This is a genomic window from Pseudoalteromonas sp. 31A1 (genome assembly GCF_011378815.1).
Taxonomy (GTDB): Bacteria; Pseudomonadota; Gammaproteobacteria; order Enterobacterales; family Alteromonadaceae; genus Pseudoalteromonas; species Pseudoalteromonas arctica.
The window spans coordinates 1-13531 of record NZ_WTKY01000013.1; the positions used below are offsets into that span (position 1 = coordinate 1).

Here is a 13531-nt window from a genome sequence, read left to right on the forward strand (position 1 = left end):
ATTGGTTCAAATTCAAACGAAACGATTAATGTATCACTTTCAAGCGTAGCTGCTGATAGTATTGGCTCTAATCAAGTAAATCTTCAAGCCGCAGATGGTTCTGTTGGTGGTTTTGGTGCTGCAACGACCGCAGCAGCAGCTACTACTACGAATGGTGTTGGAGGCGGTTCATTAGTAATAGATGGTCGCGGTGATGCCTCATCTACTGTAACCATTGCTGCGGGTGCAAGTGCGAAAGATTCTGCAGCTGCTATTAATCAGTACACATCTAATACAGGTGTAACAGCCCAAGCTCGAACTGCTGCAGGTGTTGAATTCGCAGTAACAACTGCCGATCATACAGTTAGCTTTGATCTGAACGACGAAAAAGTTTCTTTTGGCACAAGCGGTGTCGCAGCAGATGACTTACAGTCATTAGCGGAGGCAGTAAACTCTGGTACTGATGAACATGGTGTAACTGCAACGCTTGAAAATGGCGAACTTACGTTTAGTAATAACCTTGGTGAAGATATTAAAATTGATGACTATCAAAGTGCTGCAGCTGATGGGACAGTATCAACTACTGCTAGCTTAAAAATGACAGCGCAGAGTTATGATGGTACTGATCATGATACACCTATCTCTGTATTAAGTGGTGGTCTTGACTCAACAACAATAACAGGTGGCATTCAGTTAAATTCAGCGGAGACATTTACTGCTCAAACTGCTGTTACTACAATGGCAGCTAGCATAACAGCTGTAACAAGTACATTAACGGATATAGATTCAGTTGATATTACAAATCAAAAAGGCTCGCAAGATGCGCTAGCAATTATTGATAACGCGATTGCAAACATCGACTCACAACGAGCGAGCTTAGGTGCGGTTCAAAATCGTTTTGACCACACAATAAGTAACTTAGCAAATATTTCTGAGAACGTATCTGCATCACGTAGCCGAATTCAAGACACTGACTTTGCAACAGAAACAGCAGAAATGACGAAAAACCAAATATTGCAACAAGCAGGTACATCAATTTTGTCGCAAGCGAATCAGTTGCCACAAACAGCACTTAGCTTATTAGGTTAATAGGTCAAGCGTTAGCTTAATGGTTAGCTAGTACATAAAGTCAGTATTAGCTTTACAATAAAAGGAGGTGGCTTTAGCTACCTCCTTTTATGGTTCAAGGGCTAAAATTAAGCTATTGTTGGTTTAATTAAGTACACATAGGAATCTGTTATGAATACAATTACTTCAAATGCAGAGGTTACAACGTTATCTAATCTAACCGCTGGAAATGACAAGCAGGTAGGACCGGTTGTTCACTCTTTAACCGAACGAGCTGTTGATGATGTAAATCAAGTGGATAAACAAAATCAACAGCAATTACAGAAAAACCAATACGATATAAACCCTACGGAAAAGCAGCCTTTAGAGCGTGAACAGTTAGAAGAGATGGCGCAACAATTGCAGGACTTTATGGGCGAAATGAACCGAAGTTTACAATTTAAAGTTGATGAAGATTCAGGCCGCGATGTAATTAAAGTTCTTGATAAAAACAGTGGTGAAGTCATTAAACAATATCCTTCTGAGGAAGTGTTAAGTTTAGTGTCTAAATTATCTGAATCGGCAGGTATTTTGATTGATCAAACGGTTTAGTGAGTAGTTCCAATCACTAATAATAAGTTAGTTTATTTTTGAGTATTTAAGAGGTGAAGTATGTCTATTTCGTTTAATGGCTTAGGCTCAGGTTTAGCCGTATCAGATATTGTTGATGCATTAGTTAATGCTGAACAAGCACCTGCTGAAGCTCGTTTAAATACTAAAGAAGCTAATTTAACAACAGATATTTCAGCTGTTGGCGCACTTAAGTCAGCGCTCGAAAAAGTGCAAACCTCAATGGAAGCTTTGGGGGATAGTGATAAATACCAGCAGCGTAGTACATCAGGTACTGATGACTTTATCTCTATTAGCGCAGATGAAAATGCGCAGCCTGGAAGCTATAACGTAAAAGTAGACGCATTAGCACAAGCTCATAAGTTATCTTCCCCTGCGTTTGCTGCAGACGAGGCTATAGGTGCGGGTGTAATCACGATAGGCTCTGGCACAAATAGTTTTTCTACGGTTTTATCGGCTACAAACACGTTAGAAGATTTACGAGACCAAATTAATAACGGCCCTTTTACTGGCAATGATAGTAATGATTCAGTTGTGGCCACTATAGTCACGAGTGATACAGGTCAGCATTTAGTACTTACAAGTAAAGAAACCGGTGAAGACAACGCAATTACAATTTCCGTACAAGACGATGACGGTAATAATACTGATACTGGCGGATTATCTCGATTAGCTTATGATGTATCAGACGCAGACCCTGTTAATCATACAACTAACCTAACGCAAGTTAACGCTGCACAAAATGCACAGATAACAATTGATGGTGCGTTGACTGTATCAAGTAATACTAATGAGTTTAGCAATGTTATTGATGGTGTTGACATTAATGTTAAGAAACTGCATGACATCGATGACGACATAAGCGACATATCAGTTACTGAGAACAATAATAATATTAAAACAGGTTTAAATAGTTTTATCAGTAGTTACAACGAGTTGTTAGAGCTTAGTAACACCTTAGGTGCGTCAGGTGAAGATGGCGTTGGCGTAATGGCTGGGGACTCATTATTACGTGGTGTAATGTCTAAACTGCGAGATACAATAACAGATTCAGTAAATGTAGGAGGGAGTTCGTTATCACTTTCACAATTAGGAGTAACAACTGACCGGTATGGTGTGCTTAGCTTGGATAGTGACACATTGAATGATCAAATTAAATCCGATGTTAGTTTAGTACAGCAATTTTTTGTTGGTAGTAATGATGATGGCTTTGCACAGTCGTTTGATGATTTAGTTAGTTTTTATACAGATTCTGACGGTATTATCCAAAACAGAATTGATAGTAAAACAAATCAGTTAGATGATTTAGATGATCAAAGAGAAAGTTTAACAAGTAAAATGGAGTCGTTATCAGCTCGTTTATATTCTCAATATAATGCGATGGATTTATTGGTGGCGAGCCTTAATAACACCAGCAGCTATGTCCAAGCTCAATTAGAGAACATGCCAGGCGTAGTTAGGCAATCAAATTAATAGCTGAGTAAGAATATTATAGATTTAATAAAAAACCGCTAAGTTTAAACTTAGCGGTTTTTTTTGTGTATTGCTCTTTGATTCAAATAGTAAGATATAGCCATGTATTTAGTTTGAATAAAGGTAGTTTATTAAACCTATTCACTAGATGGCTTTATAAGCTTTTATCGCCTTTCCTGACTTTTTATGTTTAATAATAGCTTTAGAAGATTCGTTTTTTGCACCATTCGCTGTTACTAAAATAGTGTTGATACGAAGCTGAATTAATTCTAATTGCTCTGCACTTGGGCCGTCGCTGCTTTCGCACCATTGCTTTAGTTTAGTATTTAAAGTGTCTAAAAGAGGCTGAGCTTCGTCTGCATTATTATCATTTACCAACACTTCAATGTTACTAAGTAATGCTTGTATCTGCTCAGCATGGCTTATTGGTGTTTGCGAATCCATAATTAAAATTAAACCGCAGGGTTGCGTTGATCTAGTGGGATATTATCCCAACCTTCTTTAATTTCTTTAACTATACTTGATACTTCAGTAATTGCTTCAATATCGTTATGTAGGTTAGCTTGCGTTAAGCGACGTTGGCAGTAATCGTAAAGTGCCAATAAATTGTTAGAAATACTAGGGTCTTGTTCTACTTCTAAATTAAGTGCATCTTGCAGTGCACCAAATAACAAAATACATGCTGAAATATTTTCACCTTTTTTTGCTATTTCTTTGCGCTCAATAAAGCCCTTTGTTGCAGCTAAACGACCAATAATATTACTGAATATAAGGTTTATTTGTTCGTAAGGTGCCATTTCGGCAATGCTGCTAGCACGAACTTGACTGTATTTTTTTACTGAGACATGAGCCATGGGAAAATCCTAAAATTTAAAACGATAAAATTATGTGAAAGCTAATACAAAAAATTAATTAAGCTTTTATACTTTTATAAGAACAAAGCAATATTAATGCCAAGCATTTTCACTTATCTATATATCGGCATTTGTAACTTCAACTTAAATTTATAATTGAGTTTATTTACTAACAATAGCATTTTTATTGCCGAGTAAATTAATTTTTAGGGCTAAGTTACAGTTAAGTAATAGCTAGGTAATGGCTAAGTAATAACTAAGTTAAAACTATAACCCATACTTAATGATTAACTATTAACTATTAAGTATGATTGACTTAACTAACCCGTCTGTTTTTTGGCGTTTATGTCAAAAAACTGCCGCTATCACTTGCATCCATGCTGAACTGGCTTACAATTTAACTAATTATACAAATTAGTGAAAGTACGGCTCGCTAAATATGATCTTGATTTTAGATAATAATAACAACCGCGCAATAGGATTAAATGCTTCACTTGGCTTTATTGGTGAAGCTGCTGAACTATTAAGCGAAGACTGCTTTGAACAAGAATGCAAAAAATATCAGCAGCAAGAATGCATGATTATTTTAGGAGCGTTGCAATCACTTGACCACGAAAGCTTAATTAAACGCTATCCAACATTACCGTTTTTATTAATTGGCGAAACGCTAAAACCACTATTAAGTATAGCTAATGTGGTGGGGCTTATTTGCGAGCCATTTAATCACGAAGTGACAACTCAGTTACTTCACGATTGCCAGCAGTATCAGCGTATGCTGCCAAACGAGCATAAGCATACTAAACCACATAAAATTTTTGATGGACTTGTTGGTGAAACAGAGGCTGTAAAAGATGTTCGCTTTTTAATTGAACAAGTGGCAAAAACCGACGCTAATGTTTTAATTTTAGGCGAATCAGGCACAGGCAAAGAAGTGGTTGCCCGTAATGTACACTTGCTTTCAAAGCGTATTAATGGACCGTTTGTACCAGTTAACTGTGGTGCTATACCGGCTGAGCTGCTCGAAAGTGAACTATTTGGCCACGAAAAAGGCGCGTTCACTGGTGCTATATCGGCTCGTAAAGGGCGCTTTGAACTAGCTCAAGGTGGAACGCTATTTTTAGATGAAATAGGCGACATGCCACTGCAAATGCAAGTTAAGTTGCTGCGAGTATTGCAAGAACGCAGCTACGAGCGTGTTGGTGGTACAAAGGCTATTCAGGCTGATGTACGCGTTATTGCGGCCACGCACCGTAATCTTGAAACAATGATTGAAGAGGGGAGTTTTAGGGAAGATTTATATTACCGCTTAAATGTATTTCCTATCGAAAACCCATCGCTGAGTGAGCGTGCTGATGATATTCCGCTGCTTTTAAAAGAGTTAATGCGCCGTGTTAACGACCAGACAGGTTCTACCGCTAAGTTTACCGAGCGCGCAGTTGAGAGCTTAAAAGAACATGCTTGGCCTGGTAATATTCGTGAGCTTGCTAACTTAGTGGAACGAATGGTTATTATGTTTCCTGAGAAAGTGGTTGATATTCCCGATTTACCTAATAAATATCGTTACATTGAAGTTGAAGCCTACGAGCCTGAATACCCTGAAGAGTTAATGGAAAAAGACGCCTTTAACGATATATTTAGCACCGGTTTTAGCGATTACGAAACTGAGCCAGATGCTGAGTTTAGCCAAACGGGTAGTGGGCTGTTGCCTGATGATGGCATTGAACTTAAAGATTATTTAGCCGAGCTCGAAATAAGCTTAATAACCCAAGCGTTAGAGCGCTATGATTACGTTGTGGCTCGCGCTGCAGAGATATTGGGTGTTCGCAGAACCACACTCGTTGAGAAAATGAAAAAGTATAATCTTTCAAGAGATTAAGGTTTAAAAGCAGCTGTCAGTGTTTAGTTATAAATTGGCCAAACACAGTAGATAAATAACCCCTCGTTTTGTAGGTGCGGTTTTATACCGCACTTTACTTAAAAAATATTAGCAAGAGCGCGAAGTAAATTCGCACCTACACGGTTTTTACTTTTGTTGTAGACGCTAGACTGCTCGCGTGAAAAACGAGGATAAATGAGAAACCATAGCCAACTTACGCGTTACTTCTCTATAGCGCAGCGTCTCTTAACCTCTTTGTGAACAAATTACTTTTATGGCTTTTAATCACTTACTACTAAAAGCCTCAATAATTTCTTCTTTTCTAAAACAATCATTACTGTGATCGTTAACCATACCGCAGGCCTGCATATGGGCATAAACCGTGGTTGGTCCTAAAAACTTAAAACCCCGTTTTTTTAAATCTTTCGCAAATGCAGTTGATGCCTCTGTAATTGCTGGGTAGTCCTCAACGTTATTTAAATTACTTATAATCGGTTTATTACCCACAAACTGCCATTGGTAGTTACTAAAACTTCCAAATTCTTTTTGTATTTCTATAAAGCGTTTAGCGTTGTTAACAGTTGCCGCAATTTTTAAGCGATTGCGCACAATACCCTCATTAAGCATTAGTCTCTCAATGTCATCCTGTGTGAATTGTGCTACTTTTTTTACATCAAAATTAGCAAATGCTTTTTTGTAACCGCTGCGCTTTTTTAAAATTGTGTACCAGCTTAAGCCGGCTTGCGCGGATTCAAGAGTGATAAATTCAAACAGCTTTGTATCATCATAAAGGGGGGCGCCCCATTCTTCATCATGGTAAATAACGTAGTCGGGTTTAGTGGTGTCGAGCCACGGGCAACGGCACTTTATTTGCTCACTCATTATTATTCCTTTTTGCGTGCGTCATTTTTATGTCGCTCAAATTATTGATGTAACTTAATGATAAGTATGCAAATAAATTTTGGTATAAATCGTGCATTTAGACATGTATCTACATCAATTCGAGATTTGATTATGGCCCTTGCTAGCGTGCTAAAACCACAGTTTTTTTCTGCAAATCAGTATAACCCATGTTTACTTCAAGAGGAGTACATTGGTGAATTAAGCGATCTGCGCAAGCAAGCAAGTTGGCTTTCGCATTTGGTTGATACCATGCCAGCAGGCGTGGTTGTACTTGATGGCAAAGGGTTGATTGCAAAAGCGAATCAAATAGCGATTGATATGCTTGGCGAGCCACTTGAAGGCGAACGCTGGTTTAATGTTATTCAGCGCTCTTTTAGGCCACATCAAGATGATGGTCACGAAGTGTCTTTAAAAGACGGGCGCCTAATAAAACTTGATATTACTGCTTTAGCACCAGAGCCTGGGCAACTTATTTTAATGACGGATTTAACCGAAACTCGCCGTTTACAAAAACGTGTTGCACATATGCAGCGATTAAGCGCGCTGGGTAAAATGGTTGCGTCATTAGCGCACCAAGTACGTACGCCGCTCTCAGCCGCTATGCTGTACGCTGCTAATTTAGGGTCTAAGCGCTTACCCGAAGCATCTCGCGATAACTTTCAAACAAAGTTAATGTCGCGTTTAAAAGATTTAGAAACTCAAGTAAACGACATGCTGTTATTTGCTAAAAGTGGCGATCAGCAAGTTGTTGAGCAAGTTTCAATGCAGCAGCTTTTAACAGAAGTTAAAGCGGGCGCTGATGCGATGGTCGCACTTAATGAAAGTGAGCTGGATGTAAGCTTACCAGAGCCAGATATACAAATAGTCGGTAATAAAACGGCATTGGCCAGTGCTATTCAAAATCTTGTGCACAATAGTATTCAAGTTATTGGCGGCGGTGCAAAAGTAAAAATTAGCGCACAAAGAGATTTAAAAGATTTAGATATGGTTCGTATTAGTGTGAGCGACAATGGCCCAGGTGTTGATTTAAGCCAAAGCGATAAAATTTTTGAACCATTTTTTACTACAAAAAGTCAGGGCACAGGTTTAGGACTTGCTGTAGTGAGTTCGGTGGCTAGTGCGCACCAAGGCCGTGTTGATGTGACCAATAATACGCAGGGTGGTGCCTGCTTTAGCTTGTTACTGCCTATTAAGGCAACATCTAAATTAGAGGGATCATTATGAGTAACACTATTTTAGTTGTCGAAGATGACGCTGGGCTTCGTGAAGCCTTAATAGATACCCTTGAAATATCGGGTATTGAATGTGTTGCAGCGAGCAGTGCTGAGCAAGCAATGTTACTGCTTAAAAAAGATCAATTTTCGCTTGTTGTAAGCGACGTGCAAATGGGCGCAATGAGTGGCCTTGATTTACTACGCAGTATTAAATTAAACCACCCTGATTTACCTGTATTGATGATGACGGCTTACGCCACAATTGACGATGCGGTAGAGGCCATGCGCCTAGGTGCAATTGACTACATGGCTAAACCATTTGCACCTGAAGTGCTGTTAAATATGGTGAGTCGTTATTTGCCTGAAAAAGCAAAAGAAACCGACGGCCCCATTGTTGCCGACCCAACTAGTATTCAATTATTGGAGCTTGCAAGTAAAGTAGCACGCTCTGATGCAAGTGTAATGGTACTTGGCCCAAGTGGTTCAGGTAAGGAAGTACTCGCTCGTTATATTCATGATAAGTCGAGCCGATGTAATGAGCCATTTGTGGCGATTAACTGCGCGGCTATTCCTGAAAATATGCTCGAAGCCACTTTATTTGGTTATGAAAAAGGGGCTTTTACGGGGGCGATTCAAGCATGTCCGGGTAAGTTTGAGCAAGCACAGGGCGGGACTATTTTACTTGATGAAATTACTGAGATGGACTTAGGGCTACAAGCAAAGCTGTTACGCGTACTGCAAGAACGTGAAGTAGAGCGTTTAGGGGGTCGTAAAACAATCCAGCTCGATGTACGTATTTTGGCAACCAGTAATCGTGATTTAAAAGAAGCCGTGTCTGAAAATCAGTTTAGAGAAGATTTATATTACAGGCTTAATGTTTTTCCACTAATGTGGCGACCATTGTGCCAACGCCCTGGCGATATTATTGTATTGGCTAAGCATTTAATTGAGCGCCATATAAGTAAAAGCAAAGAGCCCATGGCATATTTAGATAAAGCTGCTGAGCAAAAGTTATTGGCTCATGCGTGGCCTGGCAATGTGCGCGAACTTGATAACGTTATACAGCGTGCACTTATATTGCGAAGTGGCGATACAATAAACGAGCATGCTATTTTTATCGAAAACTTAGTATCTAATAACTTTGTTATGGAGCCATCATTGGCACCAGCGCAAACAGTATCGCCAACAGAATTAGCTCACGCAGATAAAGGCGTTGATAAAAGCACGCTAAGCTCTGCATATTATGATGAAAAATCGCATGCCGAGGATGAGCCTAAGCAAGGTTTACTAGCGGCAGATACCGGTAGCTATAAAGATGAGCTTAAAGACAAAGAGCATCGCATTATTTTAGAAACTCTTGCGCGTTGCCAAGGCAAGCGTAAAGACGTTGCTGAAACGTTGGGCATAAGCCCACGAACTTTACGTTATAAACTAGCGCAAATGCGCGATTTAGGTATTTCACTTCCTGCATAACCTCCTATAAACCCTAAGTTTGCAGTGCAAGCTTAGGGTTGTCAAAACTCTGACTAACACAAATTAAAGTTAACCTATTGTATTTTAATGATTAATTATTTGGCATGCTTTGTGCTTTATTACTTATAAGAGTTCACTGCGTGTCAGAGATAAATTATGAAAATTCAAAACAGTGCTGTATTTCAAGAAATGCAATCAATGGCTTTAGAAGCCGGCCGTAATAATCAAATAAATAAATTGCCGACTCAAGTTCAACCTACTTCTACTTCCCAGTTTGGCGACATGCTAAGTGATGCACTAAATTCAGTGCACGGATTACAACAAGATGCCGCTCAAAAAGTAACAGCAGTTGAGATGGGTGATCGAAGTGTATCGCTTGCTGAGGCGATGATTGCTTCTCAAAAATCGTCAGTTGCTTTTGAGGCTACAGTACAGGTTCGTAATAAACTTGTTGAAGCTTATAAAGAAATCATGAACATGCCTGTTTAATTAGGTAGTGGAGAATTATTGTGGCGCAATCTAACCAATCTACAGACCTAGCACTTGCTGGTGGCGGTATTGACCAAAGTGGTGGTGATGATCAACAAGAACAAAAGTCAGGCTACTTAAGTGCTTTAAATGGTGTTGATGTATTGCGCCAAGTAACATTGGTTATAGCATTGGCTATTTGTTTAGCTATCGCGATTTTTATTATTATTTGGGCTCGTCAGCCAGATATGCGCCCGTTAGGCAAAATGCAAACTGAAGAGCTTATTCAAACGCTCGACTTTTTAGATGCGCAACAAATTGAATATCAACTAGATGGCAACGTTGTGTCGGTTGATGAAAGCGAATACCAAAATATTAAATTGTTAATGACCCGCGAAGGGTTAGAGCAAGGGCCAGCATCTGGCTCTGATATAATTATGCAAGATATGGGCTTTGGTGTAAGCCAACGCTTAGAGCGCGAACGCCTAAAACATGGCCGTGAACAGCAATTAGCACGGACCATTGAAGAGCTTAATAATATTACTCGCGCTAAAGTATTGTTAGCCATTCCTAAAGAAAACGTATTTGCCCGCAGAGAGAAAAAACCATCCGCTACAGTTGTATTAACACTCAAACGTGGACGCTCACTTGACCGTGAAGAAGTAGACTCTGTTGTTGATATGATTGCTTCGGCAGTACAGGGTTTAGAGCCTATGCGAGTTACTGTTACCGATCAAAATGGTCGATTACTAAATTCAGGTTCGCAAAGCTCATTAGCAGCACGCTCTCGTAAAGAATACGATTTAGAACGTAAGCGCGAACAAGAGTACCTTGAAAAAATAGACAGTATTTTAATACCGGTTGTTGGGCTTGCAAACTATACAGCTCAAGTTGATTTGAGTATGGACTTTAGCTCGATTGAGGAAACTCAAAAGCGTTATAACCCAGACCTACCAGCGGTTAGAAGCGAAACCACATTTGAAGAAAATAACATTGGCGGCCTAGCTGTTGGTATTCCAGGTGCGCTTACAAATCAGCCACCGTTAAACTCGAACATTCCTGAGGTTGCGGGGCAAGGTGGTGCAGGCACAGCTACATCACCAACACGCAGCCACAAAGAAGCAACGCGTAATTATGAACTCGACACTACAATTTCTCATAAGCGCCAGCAAAGTGGTGTAATACGTAGAATAAGCGTATCAGTTGCTGTTGACTACATTGCTAAAGTGGGAGAAAACGGTGAAACAACCATGACTCCACGCTCGGTAGAGGCATTGTCAAATATCCGTCGCTTACTACAAGGTGGTGTAGGTTTTGATATGCAACGTGGTGATGCACTTGAAGTCGTAACAGTGCCGTTTGTACGTGAAGAAACAAATTTAGCAATAGAAGTGCCACTGTGGGAACAAGACTGGTTTATGAAAATAGCCCGCCTTGTATTAGGCGCCTTAGTTATCATTGTATTGATAATGGCAGTAGTAAAACCAATGCTTAAACGCTTAATTTACCCAGACGATACACTAGAAGAATACGACGAAGATGCATTAAGTTCAGGCGTAGATATTGGCGACAATACACTTGATATGCTAAATAAAGACTTTGATTCTGCTTCGGTTGGTTTCTCAAGTGATGGTACACTGCAGTTACCGGATTTACATGGCGACGAAGATTTACTTAAAGCAATTCGTGCCCTTGTAGCTAACGAACCAGAACTATCATCACAAGTAGTCAAAGCGTGGTTAACAGAAGATGACTGATCAAGAACAAAAACAACTCCCGCCAGCCTTTGATGTTGATAAGCTAGATGGGGTAGATAAAGCCGCTATATTACTTTTGAGTTTATCAGAAGAAGATGCCGCGCAAATCCTTAAACACTTAGAGCCTAAACAGGTACAAAAAGTGGGTATGGCTATGGCTGGGTTACAGGACTTATCACAAGCTAAGATTAGCGCTGTACACAACTTGTTTATAGAACAAATTCAAAGCTTTAGTACCATTGGTTTTCAGTCAGAAGACTTTATTAAAAAAGCGCTTACAGCAGCACTTGGTGAAGACAAAGCCGCTAGCCTTATTGACCAAATTGTTATGGGCTCAGGCGCTAAAGGCTTGGATTCATTAAAATGGATGGACTCTAAGCAGGTAGCAAACATTATTCGTAATGAGCATCCACAAATTCAAACCATTGTATTATCGTACTTAGAGCCAGAGCAGTCTGCTGAGATTATTGCTCAGTTCCCTGAAAAAGTGCGCTTAGATTTAACCATGCGTATTGCAAACCTTGAAGAAGTTCAGCCGGCAGCACTGCAAGAGCTAAACGAAATTATGGAAAAACAATTTGCCGGCCAAGCAGGTGCACAAGCCGCTAAAATGGGTGGCTTAAAAGCAGCTGCAGATATTATGAACTACCTAGATACCAACGTAGAAGGGCAGTTAATGGACTCTATTCGTGAACATGACGAAGAGATGTCGCAGCAAATTCAAGATCTTATGTTTGTGTTTGAAAACTTAATGGATGTTGAAGACCGTGGTATTCAAGCAATCCTACGAGAAGTACAACAAGACGTATTAATGAAAGCAATTAAGGGCACCGACGATGCGCTTAAAGACAAAATACTGGGCAATATGTCTAAGCGTGCAGCCGAAATGCTTGCTGATGATTTAGAGGCTATGGCACCGGTACGTATAAGCGAAGTAGAAGCGGCGCAAAAAGAGATTTTATCAACAGCGCGTCGTTTATCTGACTCAGGTGAAATTCAGCTGGGCGGCGGCGGTGGCGAGGAGTTCCTGTAAACTATGAGCAAACTCAAAGGACGCACACTTCGGGCTGATGAAGCAGATGAATTATTAAAAAACTGGGCTATTCCAGATGTAGCACCAGATGAGAGCAGCTTTGGCAATCGCTCTACAGCTTATGGCACACCGCTTAGTGAGTTGTACAAAAAAGAATTAGCCGAAGAAATGCCTATTGATGAGCCACAAGAACCAGAACTCCCTGCGCTTACCATGGTTGAGCTTGAACGCATTAGACAAGACGCGTACGAAGAAGGCCTTAAACAAGGTCATGAGCAAGGCTACATAGACGGCTTTGAAAAAGGTGTTGGTGAAGGTAAAGAAGCAGGCTACAAAGAAGGCTTAGAGCAAGGTAAAACACAAGGCCTTGATGACGTAAAACCATTAATTGAAGAGCAGTTAACAAGTTTAAAAACCATTTTAGAGGGGTTAACTGCACCGCTAGATAAAGTGGACGAACAAGCCGAGAAGCAATTAGTACAACTTGCTAGCATGTTGGCGGAAGCTGTTATTTATCAAGAAGTAAAAACATCGCCAGATGTGATTTTACATACTTTAAAGCAAAGTATTGATTCACTTAATGCGGAGCAAGAAAAAGTACGAATCCATTTAAACCCCGAAGACTTAGAACTCATAAAAGAGAGCTACGGCGAACAAACCATTATTGATAATAACTGGCAATTAATGGCAGAGCCCACTCTTGAGCGCGGTGGCTGTGAAGTTAAAACAGCGCAATCGTCACTCGACATGACCCTTAAAACACGTGTCAAAGAAACGTTGGATAGTTTTTTGCATAATAGTGGTATCTAACTATTTTATTGGCG

13 protein-coding genes are annotated in these 13531 nt (G+C 40.0%); 10 read left to right on the forward strand and 3 right to left on the reverse strand.

Translation table 11 applies throughout. From position 1 onward, the window contains the following. From GQR52_RS12580 to fliD, 3 genes are all read left to right on the forward strand, one after another. Window positions 1-1068, forward strand: a 1068-nt coding sequence (locus tag GQR52_RS12580) for a flagellin (RefSeq protein ID WP_165728689.1), incomplete at its 5' end; no start/stop codon positions are given. A 150-nt stretch (window positions 1069-1218) separates the two neighbouring features. Next, the gene (locus GQR52_RS12585; RefSeq protein WP_165728690.1) at window positions 1219-1638 is read left to right on the forward strand and encodes a flagellar protein FlaG; all 420 of its coding nucleotides are present in this window, start codon (window positions 1219-1221) and stop codon (window positions 1636-1638) included. A 60-nt stretch (window positions 1639-1698) separates the two neighbouring features. After that, window positions 1699-3129, forward strand: coding sequence for a flagellar filament capping protein FliD (gene fliD / locus GQR52_RS12590; RefSeq protein ID WP_165728691.1), 1431 nt, complete (start codon window positions 1699-1701; stop codon window positions 3127-3129). Window positions 3130-3273: 144 nt separating this feature from the next. Here fliD and GQR52_RS12595 read toward each other — a convergent pair whose 3' ends face one another. Further along, window positions 3274-3573 carry a hypothetical protein gene (locus tag GQR52_RS12595; protein ID WP_165728692.1) on the reverse strand — a complete coding sequence of 100 codons (300 nt, stop codon included), beginning with the start codon at window positions 3571-3573 and terminating at the stop codon, window positions 3274-3276. 8 nt (window positions 3574-3581) lie between these two features. Further along, on the reverse strand, window positions 3582-3983 hold the full coding sequence (fliS, locus tag GQR52_RS12600) for a flagellar export chaperone FliS (RefSeq protein ID WP_101162758.1): 402 nt from the start codon (window positions 3981-3983) through the stop codon (window positions 3582-3584). Window positions 3984-4422: 439 nt separating this feature from the next. Here fliS and GQR52_RS12605 point away from each other — a divergent pair, with 439 nt between their 5' ends. Beyond that, window positions 4423-5859, forward strand: a complete 1437-nt coding sequence (locus GQR52_RS12605) for a sigma-54-dependent Fis family transcriptional regulator (RefSeq protein ID WP_165728693.1) — start codon at window positions 4423-4425, stop codon at window positions 5857-5859. A gap of 285 nt (window positions 5860-6144) precedes the next feature. Here GQR52_RS12605 and GQR52_RS12610 read toward each other — a convergent pair whose 3' ends face one another. Further along, a complete protein-coding gene (locus GQR52_RS12610) occupies window positions 6145-6741 on the reverse strand; it encodes a DNA-3-methyladenine glycosylase I (protein WP_165728694.1) in 597 nt (198 codons plus the stop codon). A 132-nt stretch (window positions 6742-6873) separates the two neighbouring features. Between GQR52_RS12610 and GQR52_RS12615 the strand changes: the two genes are divergently transcribed. From GQR52_RS12615 to fliH, 6 genes are all read left to right on the forward strand, one after another. Next, window positions 6874-7986, forward strand: a complete 1113-nt coding sequence (locus GQR52_RS12615; protein WP_007581877.1) for an ATP-binding protein — start codon at window positions 6874-6876, stop codon at window positions 7984-7986. After that, a complete protein-coding gene (locus tag GQR52_RS12620) occupies window positions 7983-9449 on the forward strand; it encodes a sigma-54 dependent transcriptional regulator (RefSeq protein WP_165728695.1) in 1467 nt (488 codons plus the stop codon). The genes GQR52_RS12615 and GQR52_RS12620 overlap by 4 nt, the downstream gene beginning before the upstream one ends. A gap of 156 nt (window positions 9450-9605) precedes the next feature. Beyond that, the gene (fliE, locus tag GQR52_RS12625) at window positions 9606-9938 is read left to right on the forward strand and encodes a flagellar hook-basal body complex protein FliE (protein ID WP_007581879.1); all 333 of its coding nucleotides are present in this window, start codon (window positions 9606-9608) and stop codon (window positions 9936-9938) included. 20 nt (window positions 9939-9958) lie between these two features. Further along, window positions 9959-11674: a flagellar basal-body MS-ring/collar protein FliF gene (gene fliF, locus GQR52_RS12630; RefSeq protein ID WP_007581880.1), complete on the forward strand. Its 1716-nt coding sequence runs from the start codon at window positions 9959-9961 to the stop codon at window positions 11672-11674. Further along, entirely contained in the window at window positions 11667-12707 is a 1041-nt protein-coding gene (gene fliG, locus GQR52_RS12635) for a flagellar motor switch protein FliG (protein WP_007581881.1), read from the forward strand. Before fliF ends, fliG begins: the two co-directional genes overlap by 8 nt. Window positions 12708-12710: 3 nt before the next feature. Further along, a complete protein-coding gene (fliH, locus tag GQR52_RS12640; protein ID WP_165728696.1) occupies window positions 12711-13517 on the forward strand; it encodes a flagellar assembly protein FliH in 807 nt (268 codons plus the stop codon). The last annotated feature ends 14 nt before the right edge of the window (window positions 13518-13531 follow it).